The 17,998-nt window shown below is 61.7% G+C and carries 15 protein-coding genes and 1 tRNA gene; 8 read left to right on the top strand and 8 right to left on the bottom strand.

Going from position 1 to position 17,998, the window contains the following annotated elements; translation table 11 throughout:
- Positions 1-39: 39 nt before the first annotated feature.
- The 5 genes from NFV80_RS12470 to NFV80_RS12450 all read left to right on the top strand — a co-directional run bounded on the left by NFV80_RS12470 (position 40) and on the right by NFV80_RS12450 (position 4,148).
- Complete coding sequence (locus tag NFV80_RS12470) at positions 40-1,458, top strand: circularly permuted type 2 ATP-grasp protein (protein WP_295330156.1); 1,419 nt, start codon at positions 40-42, stop codon at positions 1,456-1,458.
- Between the two features lie 19 nt (positions 1,459-1,477).
- On the top strand, positions 1,478-2,413 hold the full coding sequence (locus tag NFV80_RS12465; RefSeq protein WP_295330158.1) for an alpha-E domain-containing protein: 936 nt from the start codon (positions 1,478-1,480) through the stop codon (positions 2,411-2,413).
- 70 nt (positions 2,414-2,483) lie between these two features.
- Complete coding sequence (locus NFV80_RS12460; RefSeq protein ID WP_295330160.1) at positions 2,484-3,332, top strand: proteasome-type protease; 849 nt, start codon at positions 2,484-2,486, stop codon at positions 3,330-3,332.
- Between the two features lie 151 nt (positions 3,333-3,483).
- A tRNA-Val gene (locus NFV80_RS12455) sits at positions 3,484-3,558 on the top strand.
- A gap of 278 nt (positions 3,559-3,836) precedes the next feature.
- Positions 3,837-4,148 (top strand): DUF3579 domain-containing protein, encoded by a 312-nt coding sequence (locus NFV80_RS12450; protein ID WP_295330162.1) that lies wholly within the window; start codon positions 3,837-3,839, stop codon positions 4,146-4,148.
- A 292-nt stretch (positions 4,149-4,440) separates the two neighbouring features.
- Here the strand turns inward: NFV80_RS12450 and accC are convergent, their stop codons facing one another.
- The 4 genes from accC to scpA all read right to left on the bottom strand — a co-directional run bounded on the left by accC (position 4,441) and on the right by scpA (position 11,254).
- The gene (gene accC, locus NFV80_RS12445) at positions 4,441-6,429 is read right to left on the bottom strand and encodes an acetyl-CoA carboxylase biotin carboxylase subunit (protein ID WP_295330164.1); all 1,989 of its coding nucleotides are present in this window, start codon (positions 6,427-6,429) and stop codon (positions 4,441-4,443) included.
- Between the two features lie 19 nt (positions 6,430-6,448).
- Entirely contained in the window at positions 6,449-7,981 is a 1,533-nt protein-coding gene (locus NFV80_RS12440; RefSeq protein ID WP_295330166.1) for an acyl-CoA carboxylase subunit beta, read from the bottom strand.
- 70 nt (positions 7,982-8,051) lie between these two features.
- Positions 8,052-9,050 carry a methylmalonyl Co-A mutase-associated GTPase MeaB gene (meaB, locus tag NFV80_RS12435; protein ID WP_295330168.1) on the bottom strand — a complete coding sequence of 333 codons (999 nt, stop codon included), beginning with the start codon at positions 9,048-9,050 and terminating at the stop codon, positions 8,052-8,054.
- A gap of 29 nt (positions 9,051-9,079) precedes the next feature.
- Positions 9,080-11,254: a methylmalonyl-CoA mutase gene (scpA, locus tag NFV80_RS12430; RefSeq protein ID WP_295330170.1), complete on the bottom strand. Its 2,175-nt coding sequence runs from the start codon at positions 11,252-11,254 to the stop codon at positions 9,080-9,082.
- A gap of 205 nt (positions 11,255-11,459) precedes the next feature.
- On the opposite strand from scpA, the gene NFV80_RS12425 reads away from it, so the two are divergent.
- Together NFV80_RS12425 and NFV80_RS12420 are read left to right on the top strand one after the other, a co-directional pair.
- Positions 11,460-12,131, top strand: a complete 672-nt coding sequence (locus tag NFV80_RS12425; protein ID WP_295330172.1) for a GntR family transcriptional regulator — start codon at positions 11,460-11,462, stop codon at positions 12,129-12,131.
- Entirely contained in the window at positions 12,128-12,907 is a 780-nt protein-coding gene (locus NFV80_RS12420; protein ID WP_295330174.1) for an enoyl-CoA hydratase-related protein, read from the top strand. The genes NFV80_RS12425 and NFV80_RS12420 overlap by 4 nt, the downstream gene beginning before the upstream one ends.
- 13 nt (positions 12,908-12,920) lie before the next feature.
- On the opposite strand, the gene NFV80_RS12415 is transcribed toward NFV80_RS12420, so the two are convergent.
- The 4 genes from NFV80_RS12415 to NFV80_RS12400 all read right to left on the bottom strand — a co-directional run bounded on the left by NFV80_RS12415 (position 12,921) and on the right by NFV80_RS12400 (position 17,272).
- Entirely contained in the window at positions 12,921-13,730 is an 810-nt protein-coding gene (locus NFV80_RS12415) for a sulfite exporter TauE/SafE family protein (protein ID WP_295330176.1), read from the bottom strand.
- A 71-nt stretch (positions 13,731-13,801) separates the two neighbouring features.
- The gene (gene rfbD, locus NFV80_RS12410) at positions 13,802-14,698 is read right to left on the bottom strand and encodes a dTDP-4-dehydrorhamnose reductase (RefSeq protein WP_295330178.1); all 897 of its coding nucleotides are present in this window, start codon (positions 14,696-14,698) and stop codon (positions 13,802-13,804) included.
- Positions 14,695-15,762: a dTDP-glucose 4,6-dehydratase gene (gene rfbB / locus NFV80_RS12405; RefSeq protein ID WP_295330180.1), complete on the bottom strand. Its 1,068-nt coding sequence runs from the start codon at positions 15,760-15,762 to the stop codon at positions 14,695-14,697. Before rfbB ends, rfbD begins: the two co-directional genes overlap by 4 nt.
- Before the next feature lie 88 nt (positions 15,763-15,850).
- Positions 15,851-17,272, bottom strand: a complete 1,422-nt coding sequence (locus NFV80_RS12400) for a mannose-1-phosphate guanylyltransferase/mannose-6-phosphate isomerase (RefSeq protein WP_296758849.1) — start codon at positions 17,270-17,272, stop codon at positions 15,851-15,853.
- A 208-nt stretch (positions 17,273-17,480) separates the two neighbouring features.
- Here NFV80_RS12400 and waaC point away from each other — a divergent pair.
- Positions 17,481-17,998: lipopolysaccharide heptosyltransferase I (gene waaC, locus NFV80_RS12395; RefSeq protein WP_296758846.1), on the top strand; the 518-nt coding region annotated here is incomplete at its 3' end.

Below are 17,998 nucleotides of genomic sequence, written 5' to 3'. Positions count from 1 at the left end.
CTGCTTGCCGTTTTGAAACCTAGACTGATGGTGAGGACCATGAGTACACATTTCTATAACGAGATGTACGATTCGGCCGGTGTGCTGCGGCCGCATTACCGCACTTTTGCCGAGTGGCTGGCAGCGATGCCGGCCGACCGCCTGGAACGCAAGCGGACCGAGGCGGATACGGCATTTCACCGCGTCGGCATCACCTTCGCCGTCTATGGCGAGGAGTCGGGCACCGAACGACTGATCCCGTTCGACATCATTCCACGCATCATTCCCGCGGCCGAGTGGCAGGCGCTGCAGGCCGGACTATGGCAGCGGGTGAAAGCGCTCAACGCCTTCCTGCACGACATCTACCATGAGCAGGAGATCCTCAGGAGCGGTCGCCTGCCACCGGAGCAGGTGTTGCACAACGCGCAGTTTCGGCCCGAGATGATCGGCGTCGACGTGCCTTCCGGGATTTACGCGCATATCGCCGGCGTCGATATCGTCCGCGCCGGGGCCGGCGAATCGTACGTTCTGGAAGACAATCTGCGCGTCCCGTCCGGCGTCTCGTACATGATCGAGGACCGCAAGATGATGATGCGGCTCTTTCCCGAACTCTTTTCGCGGCAAATGATCGCGCCGGTCCAGCACTACCCCGACATGCTGTTCGAGAACCTGCGCAGCGTCGCACCGAAGGGGGTGAGCGATCCGACAGTCGTGCTGCTGACGCCGGGCGCCTACAACAGCGCGTACTTCGAGCACACTTTTCTGGCACAGCAGATGGGCGTCGAATTGGTAGAGGGCCGGGATCTGTTCGTCCGCGACGAAACGGTGTTCATGCGTACCACGCAGGGGCCACAACGGGTCGATGTGATCTACCGCCGGCTCGATGACGACTTTCTCGACCCCCTCGTTTTCAACAAGGACTCGATGCTCGGCGTCCCGGGACTGCTTGCCGCCTATCGCGCCGGCCACGTTACGCTCGCCAACGCCATTGGCACCGGCGTCGCCGACGACAAGTCGATTTATCCCTACGTCCCGGAAATGATCCGCTTTTACCTTGGTGAAGAGCCGAAGCTCAACAATGTCCCGACCTGGATGTTGCGCAAACCCGAGGACCTTAGCTACGTACTGGCGCACCTGCCGGAACTCGTCGTCAAGGAGGTGCATGGAGCCGGCGGTTACGGGATGCTGGTGGGACCGGCATCGACCAGGGCCGAGATCGAGCAGTTTCGGACGCGGATCGTCGCCTCGCCGGAGAAGTACATCGCACAGCCGACGCTGGCGCTGTCCAACTGCCCGACTTTCGTCGAGTCGGGAATCGCTCCGCGCCATCTCGACCTGCGCCCTTTCGTGCTCTCCGGCAAGCGGGGTATCGGCATGGTACCGGGCGGATTGACGCGCGTCGCGCTGCGCGAGGGCTCACTGGTGGTGAACTCGTCACAGGGCGGCGGAACCAAGGATACCTGGGTGTTGGAAAACTAGAGATGCAGGGAGATTTCAAATGTTGAGCCGTACAGCCGACCATCTTTACTGGATGGCGCGTTACACCGAGCGTGCCGAAAACCTCGCGCGTCTGCTCGATGTTTCCTACCAGATGTCGCTGGTACCGCAATCGCTTGCGGCGCAGAACGAGAACTGGCGCGCGATTCTCGCCCTCAACAGTCTGGAGGCGGCCTTTGCCCGGGAATACCCGGCCGTGAATGTCGAAAACGTCCTGCGTTTCATGGTTTCCGACGCGTCCAACCCTTCGTCGATCTACAGTTGCCTGCGAGCGGCACGCGAAAATGCACATGCCGTGCGCGGCACAATGACTGCGGAAATGTGGGAAAGCGTGAACGCCACCTGGATCGAATTGCGGCAGCAGAACTTCGAGCACATTCTGGCACGCGGCGTCAGCGAATTCTTCGACTGGGTCAAGCTTCGTTCGGCGGTAACGCGCGGCGTGACCTTCGGGACCATGCTCAAGGACGACGCTCTGCATTTCATCCGCCTCGGAGGACTGCTCGAGCGCGGAGACAATACGGCGCGAATTCTCGACATGCAATACCACATCCTGCGACAGAACGACGACGAGGAGGTCAGCGACTTCTATCGTTGGGGAGCCCTGCTTCGTTCGCTTTCGGCATTCCAAGTCTATCGCAAGGTATATCGCGACGCGATCACCCCGGGTCGCGTGGCTGAGTTGCTGATCCTCAACATGAATCTGCCACGGTCGCTGCATTCCTGTGCCGACGGCATCGTGCGCATGCTGCAATTGATCGCCAACGGCGCGTCTGCCGAAACCGAACGGCAGGCCGGAGTCCTGCACGCGCGCCTGCACTTCGCGCGGATCGACGACGTGCTAGCCGGCGGACTGCACGAGTATCTGACCGATTTCATGGACCGCATCTTCGAGATCGGTGATGGAATCAGCCGCGACTTCCTGATACCGGGTTGACTCACTCGATGACATCTCCAGCGATTGTGCAAACGCCACCAACCATGCTGTCAACTCCGGCGGGGCAACCATGACCTACTGCGTCGCGATGCAGCTGGATGCCGGCCTGGTGTTTCTGTCCGATGCGCGCACCAATGCCGGCGTCGATCACATCAATACGTTCCGCAAGATGACGGTGATCGAACGCACAGGCGAGCGAGTGCTGGTGCTGATGACCGCCGGCAACCTGTCGGTCAGCCAGTCTGTGGTCAATATTCTGCGCGAGCGCATCGACGCCGACGGTGGCGAACATCTCTGCAATCTGCCGAACCTCTTCGAAGCGGCACGCCACATCGGTGCGGTTGTACGCGAAGTGTATCAGCGCGACGCGGCGGCATTGAAAGCATTCGGTATCGAGTTCAACTCGTCGATCATCTTTGGTGGCCAGATCGCGGGCGAAGCGCCACGCCTGTTCAACATCTATGCTGCGGGCAATTTCATCGAAGCCAGCGAAGACACCCCCTACTTCCAGATCGGAGAGTCAAAGTACGGGAAACCTATCATCGACCGCGTCGTTACCCGGCGCACGAGCTTCGAGGAAGCTGCCAAGTGCGCATTGATTTCGATGGATTCGACAATCCGCTCGAACCTTTCCGTGGGCATGCCGCTCGATCTTCTGATTTACGCCAGCGGCGCGCTGCAGGTGCGCCAGCACATCAGCATTGGCCCGCAGAATGCCTATTTCAACACCATCCGCACGCTCTGGGGCGAGCGCCTGCGGCAAGCATTCACCGACTTGCCGGACCCCGACTGGGCCAACTTCGGAGCTGCGATCAATCCCGACGGCAACCATCGGCACACGCATCGCAACGGCGTCAATCCCTTGCCCATACTGCTGGTCCGGCCAGCGAATGGCGTCGTTCCCGGTCGCGTCGATTGACCCGATCATCGACTTGTGATGTAATCTCCGTTCCGGTCGCTGAGTGGACCGCACGCTCAGAGATGAGCGTGGCAGTCAACGTGTGGCAGTCATTTTCTCCGATACGAACGATCGGCCCGCCACCCGGATTCATCGATGCATCGGACAGATTGGGCGATTAACTCAGTGGTAGAGTGCCACCTTCACACGGTGGAAGTCAGTGGTTCGAACCCACTATCGCCCACCAACCAGACCACACCAAGCCTTCGAGCCGGCTTCCACTGATCGCGGCAGATGCGGCACTGATGAGCCCCCTGGTTCACCGCAGACAAGCCCGAACCGATCGAGTCGGTCATTACTCGGTAGCATTGAACGGCACTCGAATCTGCGGGCTTGGGCAAGAAGCCGGCATATCCTTCCACTTTCTGTTAGAATCCGCGCGTCGAACTTGTCGCCAAGTGCAAGTGCGCAAAGACCATCCCAGGGGGCAATTCGCGGTTCTCCTCGCCATCATCCCAACGAGATATGACCACTTCATCGCACTCCTCTTTCATCATCGTCGGTCTGACCATCACGGGCAAAAAGTTCCGGCCGAGTGACTGGGCTGAACGGCTTTGCGGTGTTCTTTCGGTTTTTGGTGCCGAGAAGAAGATGCGCTATTCACCCTACGTCGGCCCGCGCACGTACAAGGGAGAAAAGGCAGTATTCGTTGACGGCCGACTGTATGAAGTCGAGCCGATGGCATACCGGTTTGTGCTGCACTTCGCAGAAGACAACGATCTGCAACTGATCTACGACGTCGCCGCCCCCGCCGCTGCCCAGGGCAGGCCGGCCTGAGCGTCCGGCCGGAGGCGACCCACCCTCTGCGCCGCCGCCATAGCAGCAATCCAGCGAACGCGATCGAGCGTAGCTGACACCAACGTTCGGCACGTCAGCAACGTCGCGATTCGCCGACGCTCGCGCCAAGTGCCATGGCACCACGCCGCAGCGTGTACACGGCGGCTTGCAACCCGCGCGGCGCATGCGCCCAATCGCTTTCGCTGCGAGCCGCTCGCTCGTCGGCACACAGGATAAAAAAGCCCGCCAGGAGGCGGGCTTCGCTGCCATCCGACCGACTCCGGCGACAGACCTACTCGAATTCGAGAATCACCTGATCGACCGACAGACTCTCTCCGGGACCGGCGACGACCTTCTTCACCTTGCAGTCGCGCTCGGCCTTGAGGACGTTCTCCATCTTCATCGCCTCGATTACCGCCAGCTTTTCGCCGGCTGCAACTGCTTGCCCTGCTTCGACAGATACCTCGCGCAGCAAGCCGGGCATCGGCGAGAGCAGGAATTTCGAGAGGTCCGGCGGCACCTTTTTCGGCATCAGAGCAAGCATGCGCGCAGCATTGGCGGTCATGACCGTCACCTTGACCTGCTTGCCGAAGTGGACGACACGGTAGAGCAGGCCGATGCGCTCGAGTTGCAGACAGAGTGGCACTCCGTTGCAGGTTCCGTGGAAAACCAGTTCGCCGAATTTCCAGTCGGAGACGAGATCGTAGCGATCGCTTCCGTGCGTCACCGAGTAGCCGCCGGAGATCGGCGTGACGACCACCGGATAATCCTTGCCCTCCATCTGGACCACCCACTCGCTGCCTACTCGGCGCTGGTGTCCCGGCACCTGGCCACTGATCTGTACCGCACGATCGATGTAGCGACGACGGCCGAAGGCGGCGACAGCGGCAAGCAGTCCCGGGTCGTCGTGAACCACGTCGGAGGAATCGAAGCCGTTGGGAAACTCGTCGGCGATGAACGATGTGGTGAATACTCCCGACAGGAAGCGGGGATTCTGCATCAGGGCTGCCTGAAACGGAATGTTCGAATCGATGCCGCGGATGACGAAAGCGTTCAAGGCGTCGCGCATCCGGCCAATCGCCTGGTCGCGCGTCGCGCCGTGGCAGATCAGCTTGGCGATCATCGAATCGTAATACATCGAAATTTCGCCACCCTCGAAAACACCGGTATCCACCCTGATCTGTCCGTCGGCCGTCGCCGGTGGCCGGTATTTCACGAGGCGGCCGACCGATGGCAGGAAGCCCCGGAACGGGTCCTCGGCGTTGATCCGACATTCGATCGCCCAGCCGTTGGGCCTGATGTCGTCCTGGGTGAATGGCAGCTTCTCGCCCGCGGCAACGCGGATCATCAGTTCGACCAGGTCGACACCGGTGATCATTTCGGTCACCGGGTGTTCGACCTGCAGACGTGTGTTCATCTCAAGGAAATAGAACGACTTGTCGGAGCCAACGACGAACTCGACGGTGCCGGCGCTCTGGTAATTCACCGCCTTCGCCAGTGCCACCGCCTGCTCACCCATCGCCTTGCGGATCTGGTCATTGATGAACGGCGAGGGAGCTTCCTCGAGCACTTTCTGGTGCCGCCGCTGAATCGAGCACTCACGTTCGAGCAGATATACCGTGTTGCCGAAGGAGTCGGCGATCACCTGAATCTCGATGTGATGCGGTCCTTCGACGAACTTCTCGATGAACACACGATCGTCGCCAAAGCTGTTGCGCGCCTCGTTGCGGCAGGCATCGAAACCTTCGGCGGCTTCCTGGTCGTTGAATGCGACGCGCAATCCCTTGCCGCCCCCGCCAGCAGAGGCCTTGATCATCACCGGGTAGCCGATCCCCCGGGCAATCTCGACGGCCTGAGCAGAGTCTGCGATTTCGGCATTGTAACCGGGGATGGTATTGACCTTCGCTTCCATCGCCAGCTTCTTCGAAGCGATCTTGTCGCCCATCGCCGCCACCGAATAATGCTTGGGCCCGATGAAGACGATCCCCGCGTCTTCGAGGCGGCGCGAGAACTCCTCGTTCTCGGAGAGAAATCCGTAACCCGGGTGCACGGCTTCGGCGCCGGTCTGCTTGCACGCGGCGATGATCTTGTCGATCACCAGATACGACTCCTTGGACGGCGGCGGCCCGATGCACACCCCCTCGTCGGCCATCAGGACGTGCATCGAATCCTTGTCGGCTTCCGAATAGACTGCGACCGTCTTGATCCCCATCTTCTTGGCGGTCTTCATCACCCGGCAGGCAATTTCGCCCCGGTTGGCGATCAGAATTTTCTTGAACATCTTTATATCTCCCCGTGGATCAAAGCGGAATGTTGCCGTGCTTGCGCCACGGGTTTTCCAGCTGCTTGTTGCGCAACATGGCGAGAGAGCGGCAGATGCGCTTGCGGGTCTCGTTCGGCATGATCACGTCGTCGATGAAGCCGCGTGCGCCGGCGACGAAGGGATTCGCGAATTTCGCCTTGTACTCCGCTTCGCGCGCCGCCAGCTTGGCCGGATCGTTCTTTTCTTCGCGGAAAATGATCTCCACCGCGCCCTTCGGACCCATGACCGCGATTTCGGCAGATGGCCAGGCGAAGTTGACGTCGCCACGCAGATGCTTCGAAGCCATCACGTCGTAGGCACCACCATAGGCCTTGCGCGTGATCACGGTGATCTTCGGCACCGTGCACTCGGCGTAGGCGTAGAGCAGTTTGGCCCCGTGCTTGATGATTCCGCCATATTCCTGCGCGGTACCAGGCATGAAACCGGGCACATCGACGAAGGTCACCACCGGGATGTTGAATGCGTCGCAATAGCGCACGAAGCGGGCGGCCTTGATCGAACTCTTGATGTCGAGACAACCGGCGAGAACCAGAGGCTGGTTGGCGACGATGCCGACCGTCGAGCCGTCCATGCGCGCGAAACCGATCACGATGTTCTTCGCGTATTCGCGTTGCAGCTCGAAGAAGTCGCCATCGTCAGCGATCTTGATGATCAGTTCCTTGATGTTGTACGGTTTGTTGGGATTGTCCGGAACCAGCGTGTCGAGCGAGAAGTCGAGGCGATCGGCAGGATCCTGCGACGGCAGACGTGGCGGCTTCTCGCGGTTGTTCGACGGCAGGAAGCTGATGAAGCGGCGAATCATCATCAGCGCTTCGACGTCATTCTCGAACGCGAGGTCGGCCACCCCCGACTTGCTGGTATGGGTGATCGCTCCGCCCAGTTCTTCGGCGGTGACGTCCTCATGGGTCACCGTCTTCACCACTTCCGGGCCGGTGACGAACATGTACGACGAGTCCTTGACCATGAAGATGAAGTCGGTCATCGATGGGCTATAAACGGCGCCACCAGCACACGGACCCATGATCAGCGAGATTTGTGGAACGACGCCCGAGGCAAGGACGTTGCGCTGGAACACGTCGGCATAGCCGGCAAGCGACGCCACACCCTCCTGGATGCGCGCACCACCCGAGTCGTTGAGTCCGATCACCGGCGCCCCGACCTTGATCGCATGGTCCATGACCTTGCAGATCTTCTCGGCATGCGCTTCAGATAGCGAGCCGCCGAAAACCGTGAAGTCCTGCGAAAAAACGAACATCAGGCGACCGTTGATCGTGCCGCAGCCAATGACCACACCGTCGCCCGGCACGGAGCGCTCCGCCATGCCGAAGTCGTTGCAACGGTGCTCCTTGAACATGTCCCATTCCTCGAACGAGCCACTGTCGAGCAGCAGCTCGATGCGCTCGCGGGCAGCCAATTTTCCCTGCCGGTGCTGGTTGTCGATGCGTTTCTGACCACCACCGAGACAGGCGGCCGCGCGCTTGTCTGCAAGCTGGCGAATGATGTCGTGCATATGTTCTACTCCCTAACGGTCGCGTCAATCAGAACTACTGAATAAAGTCGGAGATTCTTGGTACCAGCAATCAGTGCTTGAGATAGGCGAGCAATCGTGAAGCCGCGGCGCCGGGTGTCGTGTGCCCTTCGGCAACGTCGCGGACAAGTTCGGGCAGCGCCGAGCGCACGGCTGGATGGGCGCGGAAATAACGGCGCAGTCCGGAATCGATCAGGCTCCACATCCAGTCGACCGCCTGCCGGCGGCGCTTTTCGTCGAATTCGCCGGTGGCGCTCAGAACGCTTCGATAGCGCTCGATTTCCGCCCAGAATTCGGCAATGCCTCGCTTGGCCAGCGCGCTGACCGTCAGCACTGGCGGGCGCCAGTTCGGACTGTTGCTGCGCAGCATGGTCAGCGCCGCCCTCATCTGTCCACGCGCGAAAGCGGCGGCACGCTCGTCGATGTCCGCCTTGTTGAAAACGATCAGGTCGGCAATCTCGACGATCCCCTTCTTGATCGCTTGCAGGTCGTCGCCGGCATTGGGCAGCTGCAGCAGGACGAAGGCGTCGACCATCCCGGCGACGGTCGTTTCCGACTGTCCGACCCCCACCGTCTCGACGATGATCACGTCGAAACCCGCCGCTTCGCAGACCAGCATCGCTTCGCGCGTCTTGTCGGCGACCCCACCCAGCGAGCCGGCCGATGGGCTGGGCCGGATGAACGCCTCGTCGCGCCGGCACAACAACTCCATGCGCGTCTTGTCACCGAGAATCGAACCGCCGGAGACCGACGACGACGGGTCTACGGCGAGCACCGCCACTCGCCTGCCGGCATCGATCAGATAAAGACCCAGCGATTCGATGAAGGTCGACTTGCCCGCACCCGGCGAACCGGAAATGCCGACACGAATCGTCCTGCCGGTATGTGGCAGGAGCGCGGCCAGCACCTGCCGGGCACGACGCTGGTGATCGCTGTGCGTCGATTCGACGAGGGTAATGGTCTTGGCCAGCGCTCGCCGGCGCCCCGCGAGGACACCTTCGACGAGATGCTGGTCGGCAGCCGTCAGGCCACCGGCGGTCGCGCTGCTCATGTCCATTTCCTGCCGGATGGGTGAATCGCTCAGACGGTGGCCTGCGAGCGAGCCTTGCGGATCTCCGCAAGAACGGACATCGCCGAATCCTCGATGCGCGTTCCGGGGCCGAAAATCGCCTTGGCACCAGCCTGGAACAGGAAATCGTAGTCCTGCGGCGGGATCACGCCACCGGCAAAAACGATGATGTCGTCAGCACCCTGCGCCTTGAGCGCCTGGACCAGTTCCGGCAGCAGGGTCTTGTGCCCGGCCGCGAGAGAAGAAACACCAATGGCATGAACGTCATTCTCGATTGCGAGACGGGCCGCTTCCTCCGGGGTCTGGAAGAGCGGGCCGACATCGATGTCGAAGCCGAGGTCGGCAAAGGCGGTGGCGACCACCTTGGCCCCCCGATCGTGACCATCCTGGCCGAGCTTGGCGATCATGATCCGCGGCCGACGACCTTCCTCTTCGCTGAACCTGGCGATCTCGGCTTTCAGCGTCTCCCAACTGGCCATGCCGTCGACGACCGCGGCATAGACGCCGGATACCGTCTGTTGCGTCGCGCGGAAGCGACCGAAAGTCTTTTCCATGGCATCGGAAACCTCGCCCACCGTCGCCCGCAGGCGCATCGCCCGCACCGTGAACTCGAGCAAATTGCCTTCGCCGGTTTCGGCGCAGCGGGTCAGATCGGTCAACGCCGCATTGACCTTGTCGCTGTCGCGACTCGCGCGTACCGACTTGAGGCGCGCGACCTGCGCCTCGCGCACGGCGTTGTTGTCGATGTCGAGGATGTCGATCATTTCCTCCTTGGCAAGCTTGTACTTGTTCACACCGACGATCACGTCCTTGCCCGAGTCGATGCGCGCCTGCTTGTCGGCCGCGCAACCCTCGATCTTCATCTTGGCCCAGCCGGATTCGACGGCGTGCGTCATGCCGCCCATGGTCTCGACCTCTTCGATGATCTTCCACGCTTCATCGACCAGATCCTGAGTCAGCCGCTCCATCATGTACGAACCGGCCCACGGGTCGATGACGTTGGTGATGTGCGTTTCTTCCTGAATGACCAGCTGCGTATTGCGTGCAATGCGGGAGGAAAAATCGGTGGGCAGCGCGATCGCCTCGTCCAGAGCGTTGGTATGCAGTGACTGCGTACCACCGAAAACTGCCGCCATCGCCTCGATCGTCGTGCGCACGACGTTGTTGTACGGATCCTGCTCGGTCAGCGACCAGCCCGAGGTCTGGCAGTGGGTACGCAGCATCATCGACTTCGCCTTCTTCGGCGAAAACTCCTGCATGATCTTCCACCACAGCAGCCGGGCAGCGCGCAACTTAGCCACCTCGAGGTAGAAGTTCATGCCGATCGCGAAGAAGAACGACAGACGACCGGCGAAGTCATCGACGTCGAGACCGGACGCGATTGCCGTCTTCACGTATTCGCGGCCGTCGGCCAGCGTGAATGCCAGTTCAAGCGCCTGTGTTGCACCGGCTTCCTGCATGTGATAACCGGAAATCGAAATTGAGTTGAATTTCGGCATGTGTTGCGCCGTGTAGCCGATGATGTCGGCGATGATCCGCATCGACGGTTTCGGCGGATAGATGTACGTGTTGCGGACCATGAACTCCTTGAGGATGTCGTTCTGGATCGTCCCCGAGAGCTTGTCCTGTGGCACCCCCTGTTCTTCGGCGGCAACGATGTAGCCGGCGAGAATCGGCAATACGGCACCATTCATCGTCATCGACACCGAAATCTTTTCGAGCGGGATGCCGTCGAACAGAATCTTCATGTCCTCGACCGAATCGATCGCGACACCGGCCTTGCCGACGTCACCAGTGACGCGCGGATGATCGGAGTCGTAACCCCGGTGTGTCGCCAGGTCGAACGCCACGGAAACGCCCTGACCACCTGCGGCCAGGGCCTTGCGGTAGAAGGCGTTGGACGCCTCCGCAGTGGAAAAGCCGGCGTACTGGCGAATGGTCCACGGTCGCACGGCGTACATCGTCGCCTGCGGGCCACGCACGAAAGGCGGGAGTCCCGGCAGCGTATCGGTGTACGGCAGACCGTCGACGTCGGCTCGGGTATACAGCGGCTTGACGACGATTCCTTCCGGCGTAACCCAGTTCAGCGCTTCTACGTTGCCACCCGGGGCCGACTTGCTGGCGGCCTTTTTCCAGGCATCAAGACTTGCGGAGTCACTTGTTGGAGCATTGTTCGCGTTGGACATGACGGAACCTTTCGAGAAAATCGGTAGATTGCGGTGGATTGAGGCGGCTCGGCCGCCCGACAGCGAAGTCATGTTGATCAGGGGAGTCGCACCACTAGCAACGACTATTTTACCGCTTGACACCCCGCTCCGCGAATAATACTGTATCCATAATTATCAAAGCAAGGTTCCTTGGAAACCGTGCGCGAGGCAGCGAAAAGGATCGATGGTTGCGGGTCGTATAGCCCAAACAGCGCTCTACCAGGAGGTCGCGGAAAGACTACGGCAGCGGATCTTCGCGCATGAACTGCCCCCTGGGACGCGCATCGACGAGCAGGTGCTGGCGGTCGATTATGGCATCAGCCGGACTCCGCTGCGCGAAGCCCTGAAAGTTCTCGCCGCAGAAGGACTGGTGACACTGAAGCCGCGGCGCGGATGTTTCGTCACCGAAATCTCCGACCAGGATCTGGACGACATTTTCCCATTGATGGCGATGCTCGAAGGTCGTGGCGCGCTGGAGGCGACGAGAAGGGCGCAGCCTGAACAGATCGCGAAGCTCGAAGCGATCCACCGGCAACTCGAACGTTTTGCTGCCAGCAATCAGATCGAACGTTTTTTCGTTGCCAACCAGGAGTTTCACGCGCGCATCCAGGAGATGTCGGGCAACCGCTGGCTGCAACAGGTGATCCAGGATCTGCGCAAGGTGCTCAAGCTGACACGCCTCTTTTCGCTCAGCATCGACGGCCGTCTGCAACAGTCATTGATCGAACATGCCGCCATTCTGGAAGCGATCAAGGCCGGCGATGCGACACTAGCGCAGAGCATGATGCACGATCACATTCTCTCGGGACGACAAGCTCTGGCCCGAAACCCGACACAGCGGGAATCGAGCACATGACCGGCAGCATTCTGTGCATCCGCGCTCAGGAAATCGCCACGGTAACCCTGTCGAATCCGGGCAAGCGCAACGCTGTCGATCACGCGATGTGGCAGGAAATCGCCGCGATTTTTGGCAATCTGTCCGCCGACGCCGGTGTGCGCTGTGTAGTTCTGCGCGGTGAAGGGACGCAGGCGTTTGCCGCCGGCGGCGACATCGACGAGTTTCTCAGCCGACGCGATACGCTGGAACACGCGATGGCCTACCACGCACAGGCCGGCGCAGCCCTGCAGGCCGTTTTCGACTGTCGCCAGCCGACAATCGCCCTCATCCAGGGAGCGTGCATCGGCGGCGGGCTGGAGCTCGCAGCGCAGTGCGACCTGCGCATCTGCGCCGCGTCCTCGCGCTTTGGCGCGCCGGTCAACAAGCTCGGCTTTTCGATGTATCCCGAAGAAATGCTCGGTCTGCTGCGCCTGGCCGGCGCGCCGACGGTGCTCGAAATCCTGCTCGAAGGTCGCATTCTCGACGCAACGGAGGCGCTGGCCAAGGGCCTGGTCACACGCGTCGTGGCAGACACCGAAGTCGTTGCCGAGGCCTACGCCAGCGCCCGGCGCATTTGCGAGGGTGCGCCGCTGGTCGCCGGTTGGCACAAGCAGTGGGTCCGCCGCCTGCAGCACGACGTGCCGCTCAGCGAACAGGAGTTGCGCGCGTCATTCGCTTTTCTTGATAGCGAGGATTACCGGGAAGGTCTCGCCGCCTTTCTCGAAAGACGCGAGCCGAAGTTCCGCGGCCGCTGACTTCCCAGGCGACTCACCCCCTGCCGGCGAAGAGCCCCCAGAGCATTTTTGCCGCCAACAGAATCAAGAATGCGGCGAACAGGCGCTTCAGCGTCGCTACCGGCAGACTGTGTGCCAGACGCGCTCCGAGCGGTGCTACCAGCATGCTCGATGGCACCAGCCAGGCGAACGCCGGCAAGTAGATGTAGCCAAGGCTCCATGGTGGCAGGTCGGCGAGCCCCCAGCCGTTGAAGAGGTACCCCAGCGATCCGCCGACAGCAATCGGAAAGCCGACTGCGGCAGAAGTGCCGATCGCTTGCTGCACACGCACGTTGCACCAGGTCAGGAAGGGCACGGTCAAGGATCCGCCACCGATGGCGACGAGCGAAGATAGTGCGCCGATTCCCGTTCCGACCGCGAACACGCCGCCAGCACCGGGCAGCTCGCGCGTCGCCTTGGGCTTCAGGTTGAGGATCATCTGCCCGGCCACCAGACAGACAAATGCCGTGAAGAAGACGGCCAGCGGTCTGGCCGGAACGTGCGCGGCGAACAGGGTGCCAAGCAGCGTTCCGACGAGAATCCCCGGGGTGAGCTGGATGACTACCGGCCAAAGCACTGCGCCATGGCGGTGGTGCGCACGCAGGCTGGCCAGCGAGGTGAACAGGATCGCCGCCATCGAAGTGCCGAGCGCCAGATGGAGCACCTCGGCCTGCGGAAATCCGGCCTGCGCAGCGAACATCATGGTCAGCGTCGGCACCATCACCAGTCCGCCGCCGATGCCGAGCATGCCGGCCGAGACACCCGTAAACAGACCCAGCGCGACATATGCCAGCCACCAGCCCAAATCGGACTCCTCTTCAATAATGTCGTCGAAAGCAGCAGTTCATCGACTCGGCAAGTGCTCGCGCGTTCGCCTCAACGCTCGAGAATTTCCCGCAACATGCGATCCACCCCGCTTTGCCAGTCTGGCAGAACCAGGTCGAAAGCAGCCTGCAGCTTGCGTGTGTCAAGCCGGGAGTTGTGCGGGCGCGGAGCGGGCACCGGATAGGCGCAGCTCGGCACAGCTTCGATCGCGTCGGCAGTGACGCGAATCGCCCGCCCGGATTGGCGGGCAAACTCGATGACATGCCGCGCGTAGCCGTGCCAACTGGTTTCTCCGGCAGCCGCCAGGTGGTAGAGGCCGGCCAGATGCGGGCGCTGGCGAACGCTGCGCAGGGCATGCGCGGTAACGTCGGCGAGCAACTCGGCTCCGGTCGGGGCGCCAATCTGGTCTGCGACCACCTGCAAGCGATCGCGTTCACCCGCCAGGCGCAGCATCGTGCGCGCAAAATTGTTGCCGCGTGCGGCATAGACCCAACTGGTGCGGAAGGTCAGATGGCGACTACAACTGGCGACCGCGCGTTCGCCTTCGAGCTTGGTTTGCCCGTAAACGCCGAGCGGACCGGTCGGGTCGTCCTCTCGCCAAGGGTTCTGGCCGCCGCCATCAAAGACGTAGTCGGTCGAATAATGGACCAGCCAGGCACCCAGGCGCTCGGATTCGCGCGCCAGGATGGCCGGAGCCAGCGCGTTGATGGTTCTTGCCAGCTCGACTTCCGACTCGGCCCTGTCCACCGCCGTGTGCGCAGCGGCATTGACGATCACGTCCGGCGCGACCGCTCGCACGCAGGCAGCGAGACCGTCGAGATCGGTGAAATCGCCACAGAGGTTGCCGCGGTCGCCGAAATCGAGCGCCACCACCGGGCCGAGCGGAGCCAGGCTGCGTTGCAACTCCCAGCCAAGCTGCCCTCCTTTGCCGAAAAGCAGGATCTTCACGATGGACGCCCGCCGTAGTTCTTTTCGACCCAGTCTCGATAGGCGCCGGACTGAACGTTGCTGACCCAGTCCTGGTTCGCCAGGTACCACTCGACGGTCTTGCGGATTCCCGTTGCGAAAGTCTCTGCCGGCCTCCACCCCAATTCCCGCTCGATCTTGCCGGCGTCGATCGCGTAACGCCGATCATGGCCGGGCCGGTCGGCGACGTAGGTGATCTGTTCGCGGTAGGGCCTGCCGTCCGCGCGCGGGCGCAATTCATCGAGCAGTGTGCACACCGTGTGCACGATCTCCAGATTCGGCTTCTCATTGCAACCGCCGATGTTGTACGTCTCGCCGGGGCGGCCGGCGTCCATGACGCGGCGAATCGCGCTGCAGTGATCCTGGACGTACAGCCAGTCGCGAATCTGCTGGCCATCGCCATACACCGGCAATGGCCTGCCGGCGAGAGCGTTGACGATCATCAGCGGAATCAGCTTTTCGGGAAAGTGGTAGGGCCCGTAGTTGTTCGAGCAGTTGGTCGTGAGTACCGGCAAATGATAGGTGTGATGGTAGGCGCGTACCAGATGGTCACTCGCCGCCTTGCTCGCCGAGTACGGACTGTTCGGTTCGTAGCGGTGCGTTTCGCTGAAGGCAGGCGCATCGCTGGTCAACGAACCATAGACCTCGTCAGTGGATACGTGCAGAAAGCGAAAGCGCTCGCGCGTCCCTGCCGGCAGCTTGCTCCAGTAGCCGCGCGTGCTTTCGAGCAGGTGAAAGGTGCCGACGACGTTGGTCTGAATGAAGTCCTCCGGCCCGTGAATCGACCGATCGACGTGCGATTCGGCGGCAAAATTGATGATCGCGCGCGGCGTATACCGCGCCAGCAGGCGCCCGGTCAGGTCGCTGTCTGCAATGTCGCCGTGAACGAAGACGTGCCGCCGATCATTGGCCAACGATGCGAGGTTCTCGCGATTGCCTGCATAGGTGAGCTTGTCGAGGTTGAGCAGCGGCTCGTCGCTCTGCGCCAGCCAGTCGAGAACGAAATTCGCCCCGATGAAACCGGCGCCACCGGTAACCAGAATCACTTGCCAGACCTCTCCAACAGGAAAGTGGAGAGAGTGAGCGCCCCCTCAACCGGCGAAACGGGGAGCCACGGACGGATGGTGGCCATGCTCACCTGCCGTAGCTGTCCTCGAGACGGATGATGTCGTCCTCTCCCAGATAGCTGCCGGACTGGACTTCAACGATTTCGAGGTCGATCTTGCCCGGGTTTTCCAGCCGATGCACGACGCCGAGCGGAATGTACGTTGATTGGTTTTCCGACAGAAGCAGCGTTTCGTCGCCGCGCACGACCATCGCCGTCCCCTTGACGACAACCCAGTGCTCGGCCCGATGGTGATGCTTCTGCAGACTGAGGCTGGCCCCCGGTTTTACCAGGATGCGTTTGACCTGGTAGCGCGGACCATGCGCCACCCCTTCGTAACTACCCCAGGGGCGGTGCACGATGTGCAGGAATTCGGTTTCGCTGCGCGATGCGCGCTTCAGTTCGTCGACCAGCGTCTTGACTTCCTGCGCTTTCGTGCGATCGGCGACCAGGACTGCGTCGGGAGTGGCGATCACGATCAGTTCCTTGACACCGACCGTGGCCAACAGCCTGCCTTCGGAGAAGAGCACACAGTCACGGGTGTCGACGCAATGCACGTCGCCCCGCTGGGTATTGTTGTTGGTCCCCGGCTGACCGACGGTGGCCAGCGCATCCCAAGCGCCAATGTCGTTCCAGCCGGCATCGAGTGGAACCACGACACCCCGGTCGGTCTTTTCCATCACCGCGTAGTCGATCGAGTTCGCCGGGCTGGCTGCAAAAGCGACCGGATCGAGTCGCAAAAAATCGAGATCGCGCCGCGAACTGGCAACGGCCGCGGCGACGCAGGTACGAATGTCGGGCGCGAAGTGTTCCAGCGAATCGAGGTAGACGTCGGCTCGAAAAAGGAACATGCCGCTGTTCCAGAAATAGTCGCCCGACTGCAGGTAGGACTGGGCGGTTGCGAAATCCGGCTTCTCGACAAAGCGATCAAGCACATGCCCACCGGCCAGTGGATCGCCACGGCGGATGTAGCCGTAGCCGGTCTCCGGGCGATCGGGAACGACGCCAAAGGTCACTAGCGCTCCTGCCTGGGCATGCGGAATCGCGTCGGCGACGGCGTTCCGGAAAGCCGTCACATCGGCAATCAGGTGATCGGACGGCAGGACCAGCAGCAAGGGGGAAGTCTTCTCGCCCGCCTCGCGGAGCGCCTGCATCGCCGCCGCAGCGACCGCCGGGGCAGTATTGCGAGCGGCCGGTTCGAGCACGATCTCGACTTTCAGTCCGATTTCCAGAAACTGCTCCGCGACCAGGAAGCGGTGATGCTCGTTGGCCACGGCGATGGCAACTCCCAGCCCCTCCAGTCCGTCGAGTCGCCGTAGCGTGTTCTGGAGCAAGGAGAAGTCATCGACCAGACGCAGGAACTGCTTGGGATAGTGCGTTCGTGACAGCGGCCACAGGCGGGTACCCGCCCCTCCACAGAGGACGACCGGGCGAATCACGGGGGTGTTCATTTGCAGCGTCTCCAGGCACGGCCGACTCGTCGCGCAGCGATCGCACGAATCGGCATTATAGCGTTTTCATGGTGCGCCGGCCCTGACCCTGCCGCCGGCGCTTCTTGAGATGGGCCTGGAGCGGGGCAGGCGGGGGCCTTGCGTCATGGCATCTCCTATAATGCGCACTTCCCCGCTCCCGCCCATCTTCTTTCGCCCTGGCCCACCGATGCGCATCCTATTGGTAAAGACCTCGTCGCTCGGTGACGTAATTCACAACCTGCCCGTGGTCAGCGATCTGCATCTGCGTTTTCCCGATGCGCAAATCGACTGGTGTGTCGAGGAAGGCTTTGCGGACATTCCGCGTCTGCATCCGGCCGTCGATCAGGTCATCCCGGTGGCTACCCGGCGGTGGCGCAGGAGCCTCGGCAGAATGTCCACCTGGCGTGAAATGGACGACTTTCGGCGACGCATTGGCGCTCGGGAATACACGGCGGTGCTCGATACCCAAGGCTTGTTGAAAAGCGCGCTGATTGCCCGCCAGGCAAACGGCGTACATTGGGGGTACGCCGCCGAAGCAGCACGCGAAGCCATCGCGGCACGATTCTACGACGCCACCTTCGTCATTCCGTGGAATGTGCATGCCGTGCAGCGCAACCGCTGGCTGGCGGCAGCCGCCTTCGACTACCCTGTCGATCTGCCTCTCGATTACGGAATTTCGGCGCCCGCAGTCGACTCGACGTGGAT

It is taken from the genome of Accumulibacter sp. (assembly GCF_023806565.1).
Taxonomy (GTDB): Bacteria; Pseudomonadota; Gammaproteobacteria; order Burkholderiales; family Rhodocyclaceae; genus Accumulibacter.
The sequence above is the reverse complement of the archived record's forward strand: the minus strand, read 5'-3'. Positions and strand labels throughout refer to the sequence as shown.

Excerpts from the sequence above, each read along its gene's own strand:
- NFV80_RS12470 (WP_295330156.1), top strand. The coding sequence starts at position 40 with ATGAGTACACATTTCTATAACGAGATGTACGATTCGGCCGGTGTGCTG.
- NFV80_RS12465 (WP_295330158.1), top strand. The coding sequence starts at position 1,478 with ATGTTGAGCCGTACAGCCGACCATCTTTACTGGATGGCGCGTTACACC.
- NFV80_RS12460 (WP_295330160.1), top strand. The coding sequence starts at position 2,484 with ATGACCTACTGCGTCGCGATGCAGCTGGATGCCGGCCTGGTGTTTCTG.
- NFV80_RS12450 (WP_295330162.1), top strand. The coding sequence starts at position 3,837 with ATGACCACTTCATCGCACTCCTCTTTCATCATCGTCGGTCTGACCATC.
- accC (WP_295330164.1), bottom strand. The coding sequence starts at position 6,429 with ATGTTCAAGAAAATTCTGATCGCCAACCGGGGCGAAATTGCCTGCCGG.
- NFV80_RS12440 (WP_295330166.1), bottom strand. The coding sequence starts at position 7,981 with ATGCACGACATCATTCGCCAGCTTGCAGACAAGCGCGCGGCCGCCTGT.
- meaB (WP_295330168.1), bottom strand. The coding sequence starts at position 9,050 with ATGAGCAGCGCGACCGCCGGTGGCCTGACGGCTGCCGACCAGCATCTC.
- scpA (WP_295330170.1), bottom strand. The coding sequence starts at position 11,254 with ATGTCCAACGCGAACAATGCTCCAACAAGTGACTCCGCAAGTCTTGAT.
- NFV80_RS12425 (WP_295330172.1), top strand. The coding sequence starts at position 11,460 with ATGGTTGCGGGTCGTATAGCCCAAACAGCGCTCTACCAGGAGGTCGCG.
- NFV80_RS12420 (WP_295330174.1), top strand. The coding sequence starts at position 12,128 with ATGACCGGCAGCATTCTGTGCATCCGCGCTCAGGAAATCGCCACGGTA.
- NFV80_RS12400 (WP_296758849.1), bottom strand. The coding sequence starts at position 17,272 with ATGAACACCCCCGTGATTCGCCCGGTCGTCCTCTGTGGAGGGGCGGGT.